Raw genomic sequence first — 19,563 nt, 5'->3', positions numbered from 1 at the left:
GCCGTCAGCACCCATCAGGGATGACCGGTTCGTCCAGCGTCGGTATGGTCTGACCACCGTTAGCAATCACAATTGACAGGGCTGAAGAATAACTGACGTTACCAGCGGCATCAGACACAGAGTAATACACCGCATAGTTACCGTCTTCCAGGTAGGCTGACGGGAGCTCGGTGTTGATATCAATCCCCATCGGCAACTGGGTTAACGGGTCGGTCAGGAGCGGGATGAGAAAATCGCCCCATCAGAAGGTGACGGTATCGCCTGCTGCGGGGTTCGGGTAGCGAGGAATGTCTATCTGGATCCCGAGCTGTAAATCATAGTAATCGATAGTGTACTTGTCTGCCTCGGTGACACCGGAGACGGCCTGGGTCGGTAATGCGACACTGGCGTAAATGTTGACCAATTTACCCATGGTCTCAGTATCTGTGGTGACGGTCAGCGTCGCGTTTGCGGTTGCTGTCATGTCAACGATAGCGGTATCATCGATGGTGGAGGTGGCAGTGGAGAGTGCGCCGTCGGTGGTCACCGCTCAACTAACACTTGTACCCACAGGTGCGGCTGCATCGGTACGGTCCTGAATAACGACGATCATGGTCGCGGCCAGTGAACCATCAGACGGTATTGAGGATTTATCAGCGTTCACTGAAGAAACAGAATATATTGCGACCATTTTAATTCCTTAAAAGATTGAATGAGTGAAAATAAAAAAACAAATGCCCCGTGTTCTGTTGGCGGGAAATATACCTCCATCTATCTAACGCCCCCTGTCAGAATAGATGTATAGTTGTCATGCAACTGCGTAAAATAAGAGAGAAGGAAGCGTTTTTTTTGTGGGTGCTCATCCGGTAATCTCTGAAAACACCATGAACTATCATGGTTTTATTTTTGATGATGTGCCGAAAAAAAGAAAAATTCTGGATAATAACCGGGGGTAAAAGGACATATTGCAATTGTTTAGAGGTTTTGATACCAGCATGCGTGAGTGAACTTACCTTATCCATACAAAACATAACACCTGGCTTTATTATTTGGTTCAAAAATGAAAATAACAGAGATGTAGAATATATTCCCCCCTTGCTTTGTCCGATTTTTAGTTACCCAAAAAGCAAATAAAGAACACTGTTGCGGGAGGCAGAGCGTATAATTTTTGAAGGGAATAGTAAATATTTTCCCGGACTATTCGAAAATGTTGAATACCAGTAATGAGGAACCCGTGATGGATCAGGACAGCATGATTATTCCCCTACTACGACAGGAGGAAGGGGTCAGAAACAGACCGTATATTGACAGCCTGGGTTACCCCACGGCCGGAGTAGGATTTAAGCTTGGCCCCCAGGGCGTGCCACTGAGCCACTACACATTTTCACTTGATGACCGGACGATTGATGCCTGGCTGAATGCCTGCATCACTGCGGTGCAAGCCGGGATGAAACGCAGCAGCAGTATTGCAGCTGCGATGTCGCACTGTAATCCGGCTCGCCAGGATGTGCTGACATCAATGGCTTACCAGACAGGGGTTTCGGGTCTTGAGAAGTTTCGTAATATGCTGACAGCCATTATAGCAGATGACTGGAATACCGCTGCAAACGAAATGCTGGACAGTATCTGGGCAAAACAAACTGCAGAACGTGCATGCCGACATGCAACGGTTATGAGGACCGGTGTCTGGAAAGGCGTGTACCATTTTGATGTTTCTTATGATTGCAGATGAGCAGTGCAGTCCGAAAACATCCCCCTGCAGTGAATGATAAAGTATACCGGGCGGTTATTTCCCGTCTGGTAATCAGGCTAACTCTGATGTTAAAAGGGCATTCTGCTCACAAAATGTGATGTTCGTAATCATATTTATACAACATAATATGAAGGTGATATATGAATAATAAGCTAACAATAAGCGGATTATTAATGATGCTTATATCGCAACCTGCGGAGGTTATAAAAATAGTGGTGATCCTGACACTGGGTGAAGTTGGCCGCTGGTTGTACGGTGGGGGACGTTTCCGGGAACGAGCAGGAGACTTAGTCATCAGTCTGCTTCTGTTTTATCTGATCCGTCCGCATATCATTAATTTTCCACCTATTTTTGGAACAAAATTGTCCTCTGGTGCAATTGCGATATGCATCGCCTTGCTGGGAACTCATGGTATCAGTCAGATTTTAACATATACCATTAAGAAAAGAACGGGACTTGATATTTCTGAAATTCTTGGTAGAAATAAAAAATAAGATGACGCAGCATGGAGGGGCGATCAACTATCACGGAGTTTATTTTTCGATTAAAAAACCTTCATTGCTGCCGTATTGCATCCTGATTCCACGATAACTTTTATGCAATTTATCAATATATTACATTTTTTTGGAATGCCAGGTGCAAGTGAATTGTTTTTAGTATCTTTCTGCCCGCCGTGGAAGTTCATAATGAAAGGCGTGACTGAAATGCACATTATCCGGAAAACGATATTGCCACAGAAACAATGTTGCTTTAAGATTAAAATCTGGTTAAATTTTGATAGGTTGTTTTAAAGTGAGTGAGCTTTTATTGTTCCCTAAAATATCATTACTGATTAATGGTTGTGTTCTGTTGAGGGAGATTCAGACAAAAATCCTATTAAAAGAGGAGGTTAATTATGATGATATTTCCAGACTACGCAACCTGGATAAGGGCTTTTTTAATATTTTTCAGGTGATTATTGATGAGCAGAATACAGCGATTTACATCCCTCAACGAACACTCTGGCTTATCGGCATTGTCGAGAAACGTCTTCCTGAACTTTTGCAAAACATGCCTCTGATACGTGAAATGAGTAACAGAGGCATATTTTAGATTATGGAACTACTCCATCAGTTGAGCCAGTATATCTGTGATTTTTTGTATAACAGATGTGTTTTTGTTACGATTATTGACATACAAGCCGCTCTGTAGCCTGATGTCGGGGATCTTTAGTGTCCGGGTCCTTGGCGGGGAAAGATAAGCAACAAGGCTTTCCGGGAGCAATATCATCCCCTCACCTGTGCTGGCATAGAAAAGTAAGGATACTGTATCACATTCTATTTCTTTTATATTTGTATAAGGCATGAATTTTTTCACTACCGAAAAAACAAAACCTTTAACCTCCGCGGAGATTAGATCTTTTTTAATATATAGCGTAATGTCTTTCATTATTTCAAAATCCAATATGTCCGCATTGGAAATATTCTCAGGAAGAATTAAACACAGTGATTCACTTTTGAATTCATGACAGGTGAAATTATCTGGAACGGTTATTTTTCTGAAAGAAAATAATACTACCATTGGATTTGAAATCAACGATTGCATCTCGCAATTCGATACAATAACGCGGCGACATTCTATTAATGGGGATATGTTTTTTAACTTCGAACAAAGATGTTGATAAACTATATAAGGAACACTGAAATCGCAAAGTAATTCTATTTTTGAAATATATGGTGATATCATAAATTCATTTTCAATACCACATAACAAATCATATATCGGTTTTGTTTTTTGATAAAGCAAAAGCGCTAAATTAGTTGGGTAAAGTTGATTGTATTTCCTTGTAAATAATTTACCACCTGCCTTATCTTCCAGTTCGTATAAGGCTCGAGCCAATGGAGAACGAGTAACACATAATTGTTCTGCTGCGCTGTTAATGCATTGCGTCTCATAGGCAACAATAAAATATTTCAACTTTTTCGACATTAACAAAGACATTCCTACTCCATTTTTTATTTCCCATTTCGATATAGTTGACCATGTGGTCAATCTTTTCTGTACCCAGAACGAATATCAGCATCAGGTACCGTTTATTTATAAACTATCCAGACCTATTACTGAATGCAAAAAAGAGTTTAAAATGAACAATAACAGCACAGAGTCTATTTTGATGCTTATAGTTACAGGGCTTTTAACTTCAATTCGCTCCATATGATGTAATAATGATTGTCGTGCGTGCACTATATGCCTTAGTTCAGCTATATTGGAATGTTTGGTGCACGATAAATACTACCGTTTACACCAGGCGTGAATATCTGTAGATAACTTGTTTACATGCGTTGTTCTGGTGTGATGAAGCAAAGGTGGGGGGCGTATCCCCATGAAGGAAGGGAGATAGATGATTGCCTGGTATTAACTTTCAGATACCGATAACACATCAGGCATCATGTTATCAATATAACACTATCTGCTGCTGAAGGTTCTGCTGCTCTGGTCTCGAAGCCAGATTGGCACTAACCAAAAAACAATAATACTACAGTTGGTAATCCCTGGTTAAAGTGGCAGTTACAGCATAACAAGTCGAACTGGCTTCTCCCTGATTGTTTATCACCGCATCAGCAGCTTCATAGATCATAAAATTGGTAACTACAACCGATCAGGTTACGTGGATCCCTGCGAGCGGATTGCCATTCGTTTCTTTAACCAGGACGGTGGTAACTCCCTTATCCGCCGCCATTCCCTTTCCCGACCAAAGACAGCGGGATAATAGTTGCGGCTTTTACAGCAATGAAGCGCGCAGTAACGTTACCGGTGAAGCTGTCAGCCGGACTGTTGTCTTTAACATTGTTAAATGTCATATCGGTTAGCACATCGCATTTGTCTTTATACTGCAGGACAATTTTGTCGTTACGATCCACGAGATCATATCGACTGCCCACCAAGCTTCGACGCCGGGAAACATCATCTGCTGAAATCTGGGATCTCCAGGGTTGGCCCTGCGTATAATAGAAGTTCAGACTGAAACGAGTGTCGTCCATAGAGTCCTGACCGCGCTTGTAATCCACAGCATCAGTGATAAGTGTAACTGGCGTGTTGTTCAGCCCGACGGTGACTGCGGAAGGATTACTTTGCAGGTTATCCTTATCGAACAACGCAACTTTGTCACCATGGTATTTCTCGTACATTACCCGGGTTCCTAACTGGGGATAAGATGGCAGGTAAGCCTCGGCCCGGATATCGAACCCATCGGCTGGCTTTTTCCATTATAATCGGTAAAATCAAGGGGCTGTGCCAGTTGGTTGTTCCTGTATAGATGTTTGTGGCAAGTTTCAAATAACTGGTCCAGGCTTTCATTCCTAACCCAATGTGCCGGTTATCACCGATAAAATCGTCATCAAAAAACACATTGCCACCAAACATCCAGTTTTCAAGATAGAAAGTACGCCCCCTACCCCAAGGTTACCTGTTGTTCGATTATCCGGAGCCCGAGATCGAATTGAGTAAAAAGGACGGATTTTTTATTCTTATATAGAGATGCCAGAAAATCGATCGAACTGTTATCCCAGTTACCGTCGTTGTCGATGTTCAGTTTTACTTCGGCTGTTCCAAAATGGCTGAGCCATTCTTGCACCGATGTTACCGCTGCACCAGTTGCCATATTGGTGACTGTACTTTTTGTTGCATTGGGGTCGTTCCGGGAAACATCATGGCAACTGTTTCCATGGTCTGCCCCCAGTTAAAATTCTGGGATCCAGTCTGCGTCTTATGCTGCTCACTCGTTACGGCATGTGCGGGCCAGGTGGCTGTAACAGGCATCATGACCTGAAGAAAAATCAGCCCCCAGGTAACTACTTTGTTTTTAAAGTAACTCTATCTGTCAGTGGCTTTGTTCAAGTTCAGTTTCATTAAATTTATCCAATACAGGCAAAAATCAAAATTGAATATCGGATCTTGGTATATCCCGAAAAAAGATTCCTTGTCGGCTAAACATGGCAGTCAGCCGTGTTCTTGTTCGCCAGTAACATTGTTGCTGTAATCACCCCTGTAGATATACCGAGATGATTCGGGCATTTGGATGCTGAAAGACCAGGTGTAAAGGAGTACATTTGTTAAGATACAGACGATTTTGGGTACATTTCATCTCGTAGATTGACTCAGGAACCGACGTATTCTTTTGCATACAGTTAGCTCATGCTTTGGCTTCATAACTGAAAACGCATTATCTGGCAGGAACGAAGTACCATGAAACAGCGGTTAATTTTAGTAAAATCAATATGTAGCAGCATGAAATTTTACGCCAACGAAACAAGAAGAATAGCAGAAACAAAGTCCAAAAATAGATTCAAAAGAAAACATTCTTGTGTAGTCAATCTCCAGAGCCAAACACGATTAATTTTTGTGTTAAACTTAGGCTCGGGCATATCTTTGTGTGACAAACAGACAGATCTGCCATGCGCTTTCGGCACTTTATAGAACAGGACATTTTTTGTAGTGTTGGTTAGTAACAGTAAAGTATTTGGCTTATATTTCGCCACAATATCAGACATCTAATACATTGAATAATACGGGACTGTGTTCAAAAATGGGAAGCATCTATTTGAGTCTTTTTTCGGATCGACTGGTTACAAAAAAATCGTAAGCCTGGCCAGCCAGTGAGCATTCTGGGTCTTGGCGAAATCATCTCTTAGTAGGCACTGACGTGCTCCCCGTTGGTTACTACACCGTGATGTTAGTAATGTTTTCATAAGCCACATGAGGACATCCCCATGAAGAAGCGTTTTTCCGACGAACAGATCATCAGTATCCTCCGCGAGGCTGAAGCCGGGGTTTCTGCCCGTGAGCTCTGCCGTAAGCACGCCATTTCCGACGCCACCTTTACACCTGGCGTAAGAAGTATGGCGGTATGGAGGTGCCCGAGGTTAAACGCCTGAAGTCGCTTGAGGAAGAGAACGCCAGGCTCAAGAAGCTGCTTGCCGAAGCCATGCTGGATAAGGAGGCGCTTCAGGTGGCTCTGGGGCGAAAGTACTGACGACAGGCCAGAAGCGGGAAGCCGTGGTGTTGATGTGTGATGCGACCGGTCTGTCGCAACGTCGTGCCTGCCGGCTTACAGGTTTGTCCCTGTCGACCTGCCGTTATGATGCTCAGCGTCCGGCTGCTGATGCACATTTATCAGGGCGTATTACTGAGCTGGCGCTTGAACGCAGACGTTTTGGTTATCGGCGCATCTGGCAGTTGCTGCGCAGGGAGGGCCTTCACGTCAATCACAAGCGGGTATACCGTATTTACCACCTTAATGGACTGAGCGTAAAACGCAGACGACGCCGTAAAGGGCTGGCGACCGAACGGTTTCCGCTTCTGCGCCCGGATGCACCGAACCTTACATGGTCGATGGATTTCGTTATGGACGCACTGGCCAACGGTCGCAGGATCAAGTGCCTGGCCTGTGTGGATGATTTCACGAAGGAGTGTCTGACGATCACCGCTGCTTTCGGTATTTCAGGCGTTCAGGTCACGCGTATTCTGGACAGCATCGCGTTGTTTCGGGGGGATCCGACGACAATAAGAACCGATCAGGGTCCGGAATTTACCTGCCGCGCGCTCGAACAATAGGCCTTTGAGCATGGTGTGGAACTACGGCTTATCCAGCCTGGTAAGCCAACGCAGAACGGATTTATTGAGAGTTTTAACGGACGCTTTCGCGATGAGTGTCTGAATGAACACTGGTTCAGAGATATTCTTCATGCCCGGAAAACGATTAATGACTGGCGGCTGGATTATAACGAGTGCCGTCCCCATTCATCGCTGGACTACCAGACACCAGCTGAATTCGCAACGGACTGGCGAAACAGGAAATATGAAGAAAAACCAACCGACATTACTAACTGAAGGTTGTATCTAATCCCGGGGGCAGGTCAGCACCATTATGAAACTTTAACGAAGCGGAGTGATGAAGATCCTTTCGGAACTCAAAAAAAGAGGGCATTGAACTGAAATGAGAGTTCTAGGTAAATATTAAACACTTGCTTTATGGGCGCTAAAGATTTTTTTAAATCCATTATTAGATAGTTGTTTTTTGGATTTACTTTATAAGTCCATGTATTTTAGAAGCTGGTTATTAATTTTTATCAGATGAGAACTTTTTTAATCTGGTTATTAATTTTTATCAGATGAGAACTTTTTTAATCTGGTTATTAATTTTTATCAGATGAGAACTTTTTTTAATCTGGTTAATTACATTGATTACGTCATTTACGTCATTTTGCAGGGCGGTTATATATTTTAGACCGAAAATAGACTATCCAGATATTTAAGATATTACTCACATACTGAGTTTGTCACAGTGGGCATGATTTTGGAGAAATAAATATGGAACAATATCTTCTGCAACTGATTGATGTCATGAAAGTAACGGGTACAGCAACAAGTAGACATATTGCCCAAAAAGCGCAAATGAGTAATGCTGATACCATCATGGCCTTATTATACATGGAAAATATTGGGCTGACTGAGCAGTGCAATGGCCTCTGGAAATTGCAAGAAAATGCTAAAAATAATTATATCATCGAAATGAAAACGATTGCAAAATTAAAATCATATTGTTAGCTTACCCTCCCAGACTTCGCTTAAGTAGGTAATTAAAAAATTGAAATAGTATGTCGATTTTAAAGTTTACCATCAAAGTTCGTTTTAAATCCATCTTTGCTTAACCCACAATAATCTAATTCTGAACATCATTTTCACCCAAGCATAAGCAATCAGATACGTAATGACAACGCATCCGATAACCTCACTCAGATGTGGGAAATCTTCAAACATTGCGGACAGGGCATTTTTTGCATATTCTGGCTCAACGTGAACACTCATTCTCGTTAATTTTCAAGGTAGTTGTCGTGTTTTTATGCCGCCTGGCGTTCTTTTTCTGGATTCAGCGATACAGTTTCTACCGGTGACCAGTTTCGGGTCTGTTGTGACCAGCGTTCCGGATGCATTTTTCTCGTTATTTCGTAGAGTCTTGTGTGCCGGGCAAGGAGCTCTACATCTTTTCCATTGTATTTTTCATCTGGCGTAACGTACCTTATTCCACTTTGGCGATACTGAGTGTTGTACCACTGAACGAAGTCGTGGACCCATATCCGGGTATCACTAACACTGCAGACCCCATTTCGCAGCCATTGAGGGCAATACTTCAGCGTTCTGAACAGCGATTCCGAGTACGGATTGTCGTTGCTTACTCGTGACCTGATGTGGGATGTAACGATGCCCAGATCATAAAGCTTTGCCTGCATAGTGAAGCTTTTCATCGGGCTACCGTTGTCCGTGTGTAGAACCAACTGGCGACTGTCGCATTTTTCCCGCCAGGCTGAACGTTGTAGCAGCTCCGATGCACGCTGACCCGCCGTTCAGATTAGGACTTTCATCTCGGTGCTAATGTGACCAGCTTTTGTTGGTAAGGGTCAAATCTTTTGCAAGCAGTCGTAAGTCACATGTAACTAAGCATAAAGCCAAATGTCTACTTCATTTGCTGCAGGTCTCGCGGTAAAAAAACTATATTTTCGAGATTTTCCATTACGTAATTATCGGGGTGTGTGCCCGCCACTTTTTCAAATTTTTGTTCCAGGTCAGCAATGCGCAACATTGCCTGATATAAAGCATGTTCAGTAGTTCCACGTTCAGCACAAAAACGTTGAAGCTGTGCTTTCAATTCACTACAGGATTTCCGGTATCGTATTTTTAGTCTCTTCTCATTGTCCCGCTCATTACGCAATGATTCCAGCGCTTCATGATGATGAGTGTTGGTTGTACTGACCTGGGTTGTCCCGGAATTATACCGGGATATGCATTCAGCGGCCTGCTTGCGAAATTCAGAGTAGGGCTTGTAATACAAAGTTCCGTTTCCTACTTTAGCTTCTTTTGCCAGCCTGGCCATGGACAGTTTTGTTCCGGGTGTAATAGTTTTACCTTCGTTTCTGAGCAGGCGAGCGAGTGCCTCTTCAAAGAGCTGCAACTGGATCTCTGTTTTACATAATTTGTTATTCATTTTTCACTCCAGTGAATATTAATACTGTTTGCTGGGGCATACGGTTCGAAGTCGATGTCATGATCGGCCATGATTTTTTCACAGGCGCGGATCCCGACCAGTGTTTTAGCAAGCAAGTTTGGTTGATTCAGATTTTGATTGAGTGCCTGCTTATGGCGTCTGATAAGGCGTTCGCGCAAATCAGCCCGTAGCCGGGCATGCTGAGTCATGATGACATCATGGCTACATAAAACCGGATTGATTAGAGGGTCAATTGTACAATCCAGCCGTTCACAACGAGGGTTAAGGCACAGGCTATGTCCGTTATCTACTATGGTTAATTCACCTTTACGGATAGCCGTATTGATTTCCTCCCGGCTATGAAAAATGATATTGCCCTGGGCTATTTGTTCCCGGATTTGAGTTCCTGCCTTTCCCGAAACAGGTTCGTCTGTAAGATAGAGTCTTTCTGCAATATCAGTCATTAGCAACATGTTCATTTCAGCGAGTTCGGCCTGAATTTCGGGATCCTGTTCCATATCAAATGTTCTGGCAACCTCAGCATTGTTCCCATACCAGGCTGACATACTGATGTTTGTATGGGCAAACTGCTGTTTCACCTGTAAAAAAGAACCAAAATTATTGCGCAACAGAAAAATAGCAAAAGTGCGTCTGAACTGATGAGTTGCGATTGGCCAGAGCTTATCCAGGGGGATGCTGATAGTATTCCACTGGCTGTTTAGTGTCTTAAATTCGGCTAAGTGTTCTTGCCTCAGGCAGGCTCCCTGCGAACCATCCTTTGTCGGGGCTGTTGCCACGAGCCTGTCCAGTGCATTCTTCATACTGGATTTTGTCACAACAATATTTTTTCCTCTGACTCCCAGAGCCAGGAAAAGAGATTGCCCATGTTCAATCAATTTGTTTGCAGCGTTGTATCGCCCGGCCTCAGTCAACGTAGTAGATTGCGTTTTGAGTTGGGCTCTGCGTGGTTCCGTTATTGCCGCCAGTAAGTCGATCGCTGTTTTTGCTACCGGGGCTGTAACCCAGGCGTGGCGGATCGGAGTGCCCTTATTGAGCTTACTGGTTTTTCCTGCCAGAAGACTGTGAGTGATACCTTTATGTGTTTGTTCCTGGTAAGCATCAGCATCAAGCTCAAACCATTCACCGTAGCGCATGCCGCTGACAGCACCAATAACAGTGCCGCAGGCTGCCAGAATATCGTTATAGAGGACGGTAAGAGTATCTGTGGGGGCATAGATATAATCAGCTTCTTTCGCCAGAGCCATCAAAAAGGGCCTGCGATCGGTCAGGATATTCTTCAGCGCTTTAGATTTGTGTTGTTCTCGTAGCGTCAGGTAGTGACTAAAAAGTGAGACCAGTTCCTGGCGTGAATGGTGCCAAATTTCTATACGGTGTATTGCATGAGAATAAATTTGTACTGCCACAGGTTGTGGGATAGCGAGTGTTTGTTGTGATGTTTTGTTCTTGTCAGCGAGTTTATCGGCAAGTAATGCTATGTTTGTATATGGGAAATTGATAAAACCGTAGCGATGTGCCAGTGATAACGAGGCGAGGAGATGTACAACCCGTCCGACAGCCATTTTTCGTGTACTGACTTCCGCCATGAACTTTTGTTGCATGTGCGGCAATGTAAGCGCTGACATCTCTGGTATTCCACACTGGATACAAAGTTGTGAAAGTTCTGCCCATGCACCGAATCTTCTCGATACACCGGCAATACCTTCGCTGGCGGTACGCCGTTTTTCAAACAGATGGATGTACATTAAGTGCCTGACAGCATTGCGAAAACCTTCCGAAATCCTTTTCCAGTTCCAGATGGCGCTTCCCTGGCTGTTACCCGAGCGGGTGTTAACATAGGCTCTGAAGTCCCAGATATCGCTCGTAAAGTAGCTAAGAGGCTGATTATCAACATCGAAACTCACAATAATTTCGTTTAAAGGAAACGACTCATTGCGATGGAGCTCCACCCATTCTGGGGGTGTTATACTTGGATTATTCTTTCCTGGTTTAAATCGTGCCTGCATTATCAGTTCTCCTACCAGATATCGTACAGGTCTGCCACAGAGTTCTCATCGTCCCACAGAGGATGCGCCTGAACGTTTAATTTGCCGATGGCTTTTGCATATACATCAGGGTAGTCGCGCTCAACTTCTGCGAGCATAATCTGAATTTTTCCCATGACATCATTAATCCGTGTAACCGGAAGGTGGTGATTAATGGCCGGACGCTGAAGACTTTCGGTAAGACTTTCACGGAAGCCCAGCATGCACCAGATATCGTCTACTTCCGCTACCAGTGCCTGAAACTCACACCCAAAGCAATCAAGAAATTTGAAACAGGCAATGGACTCGTCCTGACCCAGCAGGCCGCTGGCGACCAGTTCCCGTTTCAGACTTTGTGCTTTATCCCCGAAAGGTTGCCTGCACCTGCTTCCCATTTTGGTCGGGGCTGGCTCTGCATCTCCTTTGGCAATGATTTCCATTGCCCTTAGGGGTTTTCCATATTTTGCCTCAACAACTTTTCTCGCCTCATTAATGCTGGCTCCGCGGGCAGTGAGCTCAAGCGCCTCGGCTGCACTGCCCAGTCGATTGCGATTATTATGCGGGTTGCCATTCATATAATGCCTTGCCGCAGTTCCTTTAAGGTTGTTAAGCCCCTCAGCAACGGTAGCAATGGAATTAGTATCCGCCATCAACCCGTCGCTCTTACTTTGCCTGAAGCGACCGATTACTGGCCTGACCTGGTGGGGAGCGCGAGCCATGAACCAGTTAATGTAGCTGGTTATATCTGCTGAAAAGACAAATCCATCGTACTGACCGTTGTCAAAGCGAGGAAAAAGGTAAGCCTCTTCCGGAAGGTTGAAATATTCAAGGCAGTTAAGATAAACACTAAAGAAATCTTTTCCTCGCCGGGTGAATCCCATATCCCATGTATTTTCTTGCCCTCCCTGCCGATCCTTTTTACTAACCAGTCGATAGAGATTAATTGTTTTATCGAAATGGAACTCCCGCTCTGTAACGTCTCTCCGACGTAATTTTCTAAGAGGTGAATTATTATCTCCGGTGAAATTAGCGGTGAGGAACAACGCAGTTATCGTGAGTTTATTAAACCAGAGGGTACTGTTATAACTGGAAATATCCCAGTTTGTTTTGGGTTGATCAAAAGGACAGGTAATTGGTTCCCCCTTTTTTAGCCGACTGGCGAGCACATTAAATACTCTGAACAGGTCACGTGAAACGCCGATTTGTTCTTCATCTGAGTAAGCCTGCGTCTTCTTTTCCATCACATTGTGGCGGGCAACTTTTGGCATCAGGTTGGCCAGTGCTTCGTACCCTGCCCAGGACAGAAATGCTGAAAATCGATCGCTCATCCCACGAATGCCTGCATGAGATTTAGCATTATTATTCACCTGGTTGCTTATATGTTGTGCGTAAGAACTGACAGTTGACTCGGTCAACTCTGCCATACGCAGGGTTGTGTCGCAGTAGCGGAAAAAAAATTTAACCATATTGAAATCGGTAAATATGGTGCTTCCGCTTAATATATGAACGCGAGCCGCCAGCCATTCGTAAATGAGCAACACCAGGGGTAAACGTTCGTTATGCTTTTTTGCATTGTTGATGGAGCTTGCCCTTGGAACACCATCATAAAGTAAACGAAAGACGTAAATCGGCCTGTATGCATTGTCTTTACACGCATGATGCGCTACAGAAAGGATTAAATCATCATCACCTGGCGCACCAGAATGAATTTGGGGGGAGATTTGCAACGTTCGTGAGGCTAATTTATTCATTTTAGCCTCTGTGAGGGGAATGCAAATGACTCCATACACCAATGGTGTTGTCGTCTCCGTATATCCGATCCAGACCCTCCTGGTGGATACGGTCAGATTGTCTCGCCAGGTAGTTATCTTCCCAGAATTTAACGTAGAGTGAAGTTGTCTGAGGTGATGAATGACGCAAACGAGCCTGAACTTCTGACTCAACCTGGTCTCTGGTCATGACGGGTTCACCTGGATTCCTTGGATGGCTACCGGGATAAGTAAGTTGCATTAAAGCAATTGTCAGGTACGTGGCATAGGTTGAACGAAGATTATGAAATTTATGCGAAAATGTGGGCATCTTAAAGTCGATGCGAACAGCATTGCGGATTTCGCCCCAGCGGGCATTGAGCGAGTTTTCGTTGTATGGTTCTCCCTGGTTATTCAATAATAACGGTGGATACTGACGAGCTAAGGAATCCGGGGTTAACTGGAGGTATTTTGACAAGCGTTTTCTGTATCGTGTGCTTTGCTTATAAGCGTATAACTGCCTCATCAACCAGACCGGTATTTTTATTTCACCTGACTCGCCGCGTTTAGTATGGCAATGATTACCAGGCCCAATCATTACGGTTATTGTGTTTTCATCTACAGAGGTTGGCTGAATCAGTGTGCTGCTAAACGTAAGCACCTCCATTCTTCGCATTCCTGTATATAAAGCGAGGTATATGGCTATTCGAATCTCAGGAGCAATAGTCTTTGGAATATATTTATCATTTATTTTAGTATAACTTCTCCCTTCTTTAAGAACGCCTAGCAAAGATTGTAACTCAGGTCGTTGTTCTTTCAGCAAAGGGCGTAAATGATTCGGGAGTCGGGATTGTTTTACTTTGTCACGTGCAGTAATTTTCAGGTCAGTTGTTTGAACCTTTATATAACGATTTATATGCCCCAGCATCCGCTCATCAGCAATATTAATCTCACTGAACTGGCATGGTGGTCGTTGAAACACATCACCATATTCCATCCAGTAGACATACATGCCAACAACGGCTCCCCGATAACTCTTTGCTGTAGAGCTTGCGAGTCGTCGTTTACCGCTCTGTGGGTCAACTTCATCATGCTGAGCCTGGAGATAATCACGGAACCGATAGAGAGGGCGCATGTGGCTTGCCCTTGGCATGTCGCTCCAGGAAAGTTGCTCTCTTTCTAAAAAGGAAAAAAATAGCGTTAACGCTTTGGCAATACAGGAGAGATCCTGGTGCTTTTCAACTGCTTTACAATGAATTAAATACTCATTGGCAGCATTAATTGGGCGATCTTGTGAATCAAAGAGGAGGTACATATTTTTAATATGTATGCCATCCTGGCTCCAGGATGTTAAGAGCTCACCATTTTTAGACAGGCTGAAGGCAGGTGTTGCCTCAATAAACATATCTCCGACGTTCAAATAACGTACAGGCATAGTAACCCTCCATCGATCCTAAGTTCACTTTGAGTGTAGGAGGCTTTGCATAATTACTCGAAAAATTTTTGAGAGATCAAATGTGGGGGTTATATCAGAGAGAAAAAGTGTGGGGGTGCCAGACATCCTGCCAGACGCCGTCTACGAGTTGTCCCATTTTTTTCTCCTCCGTCAGATAGCAAAAGCGAGGAGATATCTCCTCGCTTTGGGTTCAATCAGTATAGCGTGCTTACCACTTCTTATTCAGAAGGCGGTCGATGCTGTATGCGCCTGGGCCAGTGATGGCCAGCAGCAGGAAGCCACCCGCGATGGTCAGGTTTTTCATGAACATCAGAGAGTTCACGCCTTCCGCAAAGTTGCTGTGGAACAGGAAAGCCGTCAGCAGGGTGAAGCCTGCGGTGAACAGCGCGGTGGTACGGGTCAGGAAGCCGAACAGCACTGCCAGGCCGCCGCCGAACTCAAGCAGGATGGTCAAAGGCAGCAGGAACCCCGGCACGCCCATGGCTTCCATATATTGCTGGGTACCCGCGTAACCGGTGATTTTTCCCCAACCTGCCACGATGAACAGAATTGGCATCAGAATACGTGCTACCAGTACACCAACATCTTCTAATTTTTTCATTTTACTCTCCAGGAAACCACATCAGCGGCTGAACTTTATTTGTGTGCAATTCCGGGTAGATACCGCGGCTTTGCTGTCGATGGAGAGGATAATAAACGGGGCGGGGGACAATTGTTAGCAAGGAAAACTGTCAATCTTTATCAAAGATATTGAGTAAGCGTGGGGAGAGATTTTTGCCGGGTGGCGCTGCGCTTACCCGGCCTACGGATAAAATGTAGGCCGGGTAAGGCACAGCCGCCACCCGGCAAGAAGGCTAGCGTAACTGCTGCTGCCGCAACGTTGCTTTCACCAGACGCCAGGCGCTCCAGGCACCAAAGCCGCGACGTGCCCAGCGGATCAGCATATTAGGATGACGAACCGTCCAGATAGCCATCACGCTGCTGCCCACCAGCGCCCAGGAACGCAGGCTCAGGAAGGTGTTCCAGCCCCGGTCAAACGGACGTGTTGCCTCGATCCAGTCGCGACGACCGGCGGAGAGATCCAGGCGTTGCTGTTGGATCTGGCTTAGCAGATACGCTTTTCGCTTTTGACGTTCGGCTTTATCGCTCACGGCTTGTCATCCTCCAGCAGCGAACGATCGTTGGCCAGCTCCTGGCGCGTGTGGCGCAGGAAAGTGGACCTGCGTGCTTTACGCATTGTCCAGATGCCGCCAATCAATGCCGCAACCAGTAACACCACCGTGGTGGCGATCATCGCGTTAAGACGATACTGCGGGTCGATAGCCCAGATGATTAATACCATCAGGCTCATCAGACCGAACGCGGCGAAGAGCATGGTGAGCCCGAGCATGAGCAGCATCTGGAAGAGATTGGCTTTCTCCTCTTCCAGTTCAACCACTGCCAGCCGGACGCGCGTTTCGGCAATGCCGACCAGCGTGGTTAAAATACGCTGGCCGATACCGAGGACGTTATTAGCAGGCCCTTGTGCGTGACGAGGATCTTCCATAATCAACGACGCGTCAGCAGGACACCCAGCACTACACCAACGGCAGCGCCAATACCCACACCCGTCCACGGATTGTCGCGAACATATTCGTCAGCGCGCGCGGCGGCTTCACGGGTCTGTTTGGCTAACGCATCGCCGGTTTCACCGAGGCGATAACGGCTCTCTTTCAGCGCCTGCTCCGCTTTGCTGCGGAGTTTGCTGACCTCTTCTTTCGACTTATCAGCAGAAGAGCTAAGTACCTCTTCCAGGGTGTCCGCCAGTGATTTCAGTTCAGCGCGCAGATTTTCTGACGTAGTATCTTTTGACATGATTCTCTCCTGTTGAGATTTCCGTTAACTCAATAATCGCGAGCTTCCAGCGCTTTCAGGTCGTCCTGCGCTTCTTTCAACTTCTTCTCGCGCTTGGCAATTTTTTCCGCATCCCCTTTCTCTTTCGCTTCCTGCAGGTCTTGACGGCGCTCGGCTATCTCGTCCTTCTGTTCAGCGATTTTTTTCTGGTGATCGGCACGCAGCTTGCTGTCGGAACAGTTGGCTTTCACTTCGCTTAACGCTTTCTTCAGGCCATCAACGCGGTGCTGATTATTATGCTTTTCGGCATAACCGATCTCGCGCTGAATATCCTGTTCTTTCTCCTGACAGAGAGAGGTGGCGTATGAAGCTGTGCTTAAAGAAAAAAGGGCCAGAGCCAGGGTAATGCGGAATTTCATTATCGAAACCTTCCATTGTGTTACGGCGTGAGCCGTGATCCAGAACTATGCGGAGAACATCTGAGGGGTGCTCCGCGTACTTAAGCATAGTAAGTAAACGGCGTAATCACCAAAGTAAGTGAAAAGATTCGGAATCCTGGTAATTAACCAAACCGATGCGACGTATCGCGTAGCAGCGACATCCAGGAGGCAACATGGCTGTCGTCTTCCTGCTGCGCAATGATATAACCCTGCGGCAGCGTTCTGTCGAGCACGGCTTTTGCCGCTGCACTCTGCGCGCTGGAGTCAAATTTTATCAGCAGCACGTCGTCTTGCGGCGTAATGCTTTTAAAGCGGATCCCGTTGGCATCCAGATGATGCCAGATGGAAAAACCATCCGGCACGCTGGCGCCCTGATTCACCGGACGTATTGCCAGCGTCGATTCCTGATGCTGCAGCGCAGCCCATGCCAGGATCAGGACGCTGAACATCATCAGCGCGATCATGGCGTAAGAGACGCGACGCAGGGCGAGCGGGGAGATAACCATGGTTAACCCCTGGCGCCGTATTTCTTTTTCCACAGGACAACCAGCGAGCCCACCAGGCCAAAGACCAGCAGGACCACCGGTAACAGCATCAGGCAGGACATCAACTGATCTTCATACTTCATGAAGACCGGGGTTTTGCCCAGCGCGTAGCCCAACGTGGTGAGGATCAGTACCCATAACAGGCCGCTCATCCAGTTAAAGAACTGGAAGCGGGTACTGCTCAGACCGGACAGCCCGGCGATGGTGGGCAGCAGAGTACGGACAAAGGCAATAAAACGGCCCATCAGCAGCGCCGAAAGCCCGTGCTTATGGAAAAGATGGTGCGCGCGCTGGTGGTAATGCGCCGGAAGATGCGAAAGCCAGTTTTGTACGATCCGCGTGTTGCCCAGCCATCGCCCCTGAATGTAGCTCACCCAGCAGCCCAGGCTGGCCGCAATGGTTAACAGCAATACGGTTTGCGGGAAGGCCATCGCCCCTTTCGCACAGAGTACGCCTACCAGCACCAGCAGACTGTCGCCCGGTAAAAAAGCAGCAGGAAGCAGTCCGTTCTCAAGGAACAGAATCATAAACAGGACAAAATAAAGCATGCCAATCATGGAAGGGTTGGCCAGCGTTTCGAAATCCTGAGCCCACAGGGCATTCAATAGTTGGGTCAAAAGTTCCATTCAGTGTTCCTGGAAATCGGTTAACGTCACGCCTGTAATCCGGGAAAAACAGCACGGCGACATTGTTGTGATTTCATTATGGTCGCTCGCGGACACATTGGTGTGTGGCCAACACTGTTCCCTGTTAATTGGCTGGTTAGCAAGCACTAACTTACAAAATAACGAAGTGAATCCAATTGTAACAAAGCCCGAGGTTCTGCGTCACAGAATTTGCAGGGGTGAAGTGATTTTGGCGTAAGGCCTGGAAGGGAGCGAGGGATTTTACAAAGGCTGACACTATATATGTTTTGCTTACCCCTGTTCGCCATCAGGCGCAGCGAAGCGCCTGCCAGCAGAAAGGGAGACTATTTTGCCTGACTGGATGCGGTATCGAGATGAACCACGGGATTATCGGCAAAAAGATAGCGATCAGCGTTAAATTCGAAGTCGTCGCTGGTCTCGTTGAACAACATCAGTTTGGTGTTTTCCAGATGCTGCCACATCGCCAGTTTTGCCGCATGCGGATCTTTGCGAATCAGTGCTTTAAGAATTTGGTCGTGATCGTCGCACCAGTTATCCACGGTGCGCGAATCGATATGATCGTGCAGTTTCTTCCAGTACGGGTTGTGAACGCGCTGAGTCCACATTTTTTCCACGATTGCGGCCAGCGCCGTATTCTGCGTGGCCAGCGCCACCTGGACGTGGAACTGAAGATCCCATTCTGAATCGCGGAAACATTTTTCTTTACGCGCGTTTTCCTGGATCTCCATCAGCTTCATGATGTCCTGTTTGGTGACCTGAGTAGCGGCGAATTCGGCAATATTACTCTCGATCAGCTGGCGAGCCTGGAGCAGCTCAAACGGACCGTAGCTGGCAAATTCCAGATTTTCGTCCGGTGCCGGGGAGTGTTTTGCCTGGTTGGAAATCACATGAATGCCGGAGCCTTTGCGTACCTCAACGTAGCCTTCCACTTCCAGCATGATGATGGCTTCGCGCACCACCGTGCGGCTCACGCTTTTTTCATCCGCAATAAAGCGCTCAGCGGGAAGTTTATCACCGACAAGATAGACGCCTTGCTCGATGCGATCTTTCAGCTCGGCAGCAAGTTGTTGATATAAACGACGTGGTTCGGTGATTTCCAT

23 protein-coding genes and 1 pseudogene are annotated in these 19,563 nt (G+C 46.2%); 5 read left to right on the top strand and 19 right to left on the bottom strand.

Annotated elements, in window-relative coordinates; genetic code table 11:
• Positions 1-4: 4 nt before the first annotated feature.
• A complete protein-coding gene (locus tag ACTJJA_RS16975) occupies positions 5-190 on the bottom strand; it encodes a hypothetical protein (RefSeq protein WP_440668746.1) in 186 nt (61 codons plus the stop codon).
• Positions 191-241: 51 nt separating this feature from the next.
• Positions 242-526 (bottom strand): hypothetical protein, encoded by a 285-nt coding sequence (locus tag ACTJJA_RS16970; RefSeq protein ID WP_440668745.1) that lies wholly within the window; start codon positions 524-526, stop codon positions 242-244.
• 690 nt (positions 527-1,216) lie between these two features.
• Here ACTJJA_RS16970 and ACTJJA_RS16965 point away from each other — a divergent pair.
• The 3 genes from ACTJJA_RS16965 (at position 1,217) to ACTJJA_RS16955 (ending at position 2,824) form a co-directional block, all read left to right on the top strand.
• A complete protein-coding gene (locus ACTJJA_RS16965) occupies positions 1,217-1,711 on the top strand; it encodes a glycoside hydrolase family protein (RefSeq protein ID WP_440668744.1) in 495 nt (164 codons plus the stop codon).
• Between the two features lie 161 nt (positions 1,712-1,872).
• A complete protein-coding gene (locus tag ACTJJA_RS16960; RefSeq protein ID WP_440668743.1) occupies positions 1,873-2,226 on the top strand; it encodes a hypothetical protein in 354 nt (117 codons plus the stop codon).
• A 298-nt stretch (positions 2,227-2,524) separates the two neighbouring features.
• Positions 2,525-2,824 carry a hypothetical protein gene (locus ACTJJA_RS16955; RefSeq protein WP_440668742.1) on the top strand — a complete coding sequence of 100 codons (300 nt, stop codon included), beginning with the start codon at positions 2,525-2,527 and terminating at the stop codon, positions 2,822-2,824.
• Between the two features lie 9 nt (positions 2,825-2,833).
• On the opposite strand, the gene ACTJJA_RS16950 is transcribed toward ACTJJA_RS16955, so the two are convergent.
• From ACTJJA_RS16950 to ACTJJA_RS16935, 4 genes are all read right to left on the bottom strand, one after another.
• On the bottom strand, positions 2,834-3,712 hold the full coding sequence (locus tag ACTJJA_RS16950) for a LysR family transcriptional regulator (protein ID WP_440668741.1): 879 nt from the start codon (positions 3,710-3,712) through the stop codon (positions 2,834-2,836).
• A 725-nt stretch (positions 3,713-4,437) separates the two neighbouring features.
• Complete coding sequence (locus tag ACTJJA_RS16945; protein WP_440668786.1) at positions 4,438-4,932, bottom strand: inverse autotransporter beta domain-containing protein; 495 nt, start codon at positions 4,930-4,932, stop codon at positions 4,438-4,440.
• A complete protein-coding gene (locus tag ACTJJA_RS16940; protein WP_440668740.1) occupies positions 4,877-5,134 on the bottom strand; it encodes an inverse autotransporter beta domain-containing protein in 258 nt (85 codons plus the stop codon). Before ACTJJA_RS16940 ends, ACTJJA_RS16945 begins: the two co-directional genes overlap by 56 nt.
• Before the next feature lie 28 nt (positions 5,135-5,162).
• Positions 5,163-5,372, bottom strand: coding sequence for an inverse autotransporter beta domain-containing protein (locus ACTJJA_RS16935; RefSeq protein ID WP_440668739.1), 210 nt, complete (start codon positions 5,370-5,372; stop codon positions 5,163-5,165).
• Between the two features lie 1,108 nt (positions 5,373-6,480).
• On the opposite strand from ACTJJA_RS16935, the pseudogene ACTJJA_RS16930 reads away from it, so the two are divergent.
• A pseudogene (locus tag ACTJJA_RS16930) lies at positions 6,481-7,600 on the top strand (IS3 family transposase).
• A 480-nt stretch (positions 7,601-8,080) separates the two neighbouring features.
• Positions 8,081-8,317 (top strand): hypothetical protein, encoded by a 237-nt coding sequence (locus tag ACTJJA_RS16925; RefSeq protein ID WP_440668738.1) that lies wholly within the window; start codon positions 8,081-8,083, stop codon positions 8,315-8,317.
• A gap of 293 nt (positions 8,318-8,610) precedes the next feature.
• On the opposite strand, the gene ACTJJA_RS16920 is transcribed toward ACTJJA_RS16925, so the two are convergent.
• The 13 genes from ACTJJA_RS16920 to exuR all read right to left on the bottom strand — a co-directional run bounded on the left by ACTJJA_RS16920 (position 8,611) and on the right by exuR (position 19,563).
• Positions 8,611-9,015 carry an integrase core domain-containing protein gene (locus ACTJJA_RS16920; protein ID WP_440668737.1) on the bottom strand — a complete coding sequence of 135 codons (405 nt, stop codon included), beginning with the start codon at positions 9,013-9,015 and terminating at the stop codon, positions 8,611-8,613.
• Positions 9,016-9,224: 209 nt separating this feature from the next.
• Positions 9,225-9,752, bottom strand: coding sequence for a hypothetical protein (locus tag ACTJJA_RS16915; protein WP_440668736.1), 528 nt, complete (start codon positions 9,750-9,752; stop codon positions 9,225-9,227).
• Positions 9,749-11,776 carry a hypothetical protein gene (locus ACTJJA_RS16910; protein ID WP_440668735.1) on the bottom strand — a complete coding sequence of 676 codons (2,028 nt, stop codon included), beginning with the start codon at positions 11,774-11,776 and terminating at the stop codon, positions 9,749-9,751. Before ACTJJA_RS16910 ends, ACTJJA_RS16915 begins: the two co-directional genes overlap by 4 nt.
• Before the next feature lie 11 nt (positions 11,777-11,787).
• Entirely contained in the window at positions 11,788-13,545 is a 1,758-nt protein-coding gene (locus ACTJJA_RS16905) for a hypothetical protein (protein ID WP_440668734.1), read from the bottom strand.
• A 1-nt stretch (position 13,546) separates the two neighbouring features.
• Entirely contained in the window at positions 13,547-14,977 is a 1,431-nt protein-coding gene (locus tag ACTJJA_RS16900) for a site-specific integrase (protein ID WP_440668733.1), read from the bottom strand.
• Between the two features lie 229 nt (positions 14,978-15,206).
• Positions 15,207-15,599 (bottom strand): DoxX family protein, encoded by a 393-nt coding sequence (locus ACTJJA_RS16895; protein ID WP_010435893.1) that lies wholly within the window; start codon positions 15,597-15,599, stop codon positions 15,207-15,209.
• 253 nt (positions 15,600-15,852) lie between these two features.
• Positions 15,853-16,149 (bottom strand): YqjK-like family protein, encoded by a 297-nt coding sequence (locus ACTJJA_RS16890; RefSeq protein WP_010435892.1) that lies wholly within the window; start codon positions 16,147-16,149, stop codon positions 15,853-15,855.
• On the bottom strand, positions 16,146-16,544 hold the full coding sequence (locus ACTJJA_RS16885) for a phage holin family protein (RefSeq protein ID WP_010435891.1): 399 nt from the start codon (positions 16,542-16,544) through the stop codon (positions 16,146-16,148). Before ACTJJA_RS16885 ends, ACTJJA_RS16890 begins: the two co-directional genes overlap by 4 nt.
• A gap of 2 nt (positions 16,545-16,546) precedes the next feature.
• Positions 16,547-16,852: a DUF883 family protein gene (locus ACTJJA_RS16880; protein WP_010435890.1), complete on the bottom strand. Its 306-nt coding sequence runs from the start codon at positions 16,850-16,852 to the stop codon at positions 16,547-16,549.
• A gap of 29 nt (positions 16,853-16,881) precedes the next feature.
• On the bottom strand, positions 16,882-17,250 hold the full coding sequence (locus tag ACTJJA_RS16875) for a DUF1090 domain-containing protein (RefSeq protein WP_108416154.1): 369 nt from the start codon (positions 17,248-17,250) through the stop codon (positions 16,882-16,884).
• 143 nt (positions 17,251-17,393) lie between these two features.
• Positions 17,394-17,777, bottom strand: coding sequence for an EnvZ/OmpR regulon moderator MzrA (gene mzrA / locus ACTJJA_RS16870; protein ID WP_010435888.1), 384 nt, complete (start codon positions 17,775-17,777; stop codon positions 17,394-17,396).
• Positions 17,778-17,779: 2 nt separating this feature from the next.
• Positions 17,780-18,442: a DedA family general envelope maintenance protein YqjA gene (yqjA, locus tag ACTJJA_RS16865; RefSeq protein WP_010435886.1), complete on the bottom strand. Its 663-nt coding sequence runs from the start codon at positions 18,440-18,442 to the stop codon at positions 17,780-17,782.
• A 344-nt stretch (positions 18,443-18,786) separates the two neighbouring features.
• A complete protein-coding gene (gene exuR, locus ACTJJA_RS16860; RefSeq protein WP_010435883.1) occupies positions 18,787-19,563 on the bottom strand; it encodes a transcriptional regulator ExuR in 777 nt (258 codons plus the stop codon).

The organism is Enterobacter sp. 22452, assembly GCF_052045065.1.
GTDB classification, from domain to species: domain Bacteria; phylum Pseudomonadota; class Gammaproteobacteria; order Enterobacterales; family Enterobacteriaceae; genus Enterobacter; species Enterobacter mori.
This window is presented reverse-complemented; position numbering and strand designations above follow the sequence as displayed.

Coding starts and splice junctions, on each gene's coding strand:
- ACTJJA_RS16975 (WP_440668746.1), bottom strand. CDS start 190: ATGGGGATTGATATCAACACCGAGCTCCCGTCAGCCTACCTGGAAGAC.
- ACTJJA_RS16965 (WP_440668744.1), top strand. CDS start 1,217: ATGGATCAGGACAGCATGATTATTCCCCTACTACGACAGGAGGAAGGG.
- ACTJJA_RS16960 (WP_440668743.1), top strand. CDS start 1,873: ATGAATAATAAGCTAACAATAAGCGGATTATTAATGATGCTTATATCG.
- ACTJJA_RS16950 (WP_440668741.1), bottom strand. CDS start 3,712: ATGTCTTTGTTAATGTCGAAAAAGTTGAAATATTTTATTGTTGCCTAT.
- ACTJJA_RS16940 (WP_440668740.1), bottom strand. CDS start 5,134: ATGTTTGGTGGCAATGTGTTTTTTGATGACGATTTTATCGGTGATAAC.
- ACTJJA_RS16935 (WP_440668739.1), bottom strand. CDS start 5,372: ATGGCAACTGGTGCAGCGGTAACATCGGTGCAAGAATGGCTCAGCCAT.
- ACTJJA_RS16925 (WP_440668738.1), top strand. CDS start 8,081: ATGGAACAATATCTTCTGCAACTGATTGATGTCATGAAAGTAACGGGT.
- ACTJJA_RS16920 (WP_440668737.1), bottom strand. CDS start 9,015: ATGAAAAGCTTCACTATGCAGGCAAAGCTTTATGATCTGGGCATCGTT.
- ACTJJA_RS16915 (WP_440668736.1), bottom strand. CDS start 9,752: ATGAATAACAAATTATGTAAAACAGAGATCCAGTTGCAGCTCTTTGAA.
- ACTJJA_RS16910 (WP_440668735.1), bottom strand. CDS start 11,776: ATGCAGGCACGATTTAAACCAGGAAAGAATAATCCAAGTATAACACCC.
- ACTJJA_RS16905 (WP_440668734.1), bottom strand. CDS start 13,545: ATGAATAAATTAGCCTCACGAACGTTGCAAATCTCCCCCCAAATTCAT.
- ACTJJA_RS16900 (WP_440668733.1), bottom strand. CDS start 14,977: ATGCCTGTACGTTATTTGAACGTCGGAGATATGTTTATTGAGGCAACA.
- ACTJJA_RS16895 (WP_010435893.1), bottom strand. CDS start 15,599: ATGAAAAAATTAGAAGATGTTGGTGTACTGGTAGCACGTATTCTGATG.
- ACTJJA_RS16885 (WP_010435891.1), bottom strand. CDS start 16,544: ATGGAAGATCCTCGTCACGCACAAGGGCCTGCTAATAACGTCCTCGGT.
- ACTJJA_RS16880 (WP_010435890.1), bottom strand. CDS start 16,852: ATGTCAAAAGATACTACGTCAGAAAATCTGCGCGCTGAACTGAAATCA.
- ACTJJA_RS16875 (WP_108416154.1), bottom strand. CDS start 17,250: ATGAAATTCCGCATTACCCTGGCTCTGGCCCTTTTTTCTTTAAGCACA.
- mzrA (WP_010435888.1), bottom strand. CDS start 17,777: ATGGTTATCTCCCCGCTCGCCCTGCGTCGCGTCTCTTACGCCATGATC.
- yqjA (WP_010435886.1), bottom strand. CDS start 18,442: ATGGAACTTTTGACCCAACTATTGAATGCCCTGTGGGCTCAGGATTTC.
- exuR (WP_010435883.1), bottom strand. CDS start 19,563: ATGGAAATCACCGAACCACGTCGTTTATATCAACAACTTGCTGCCGAG.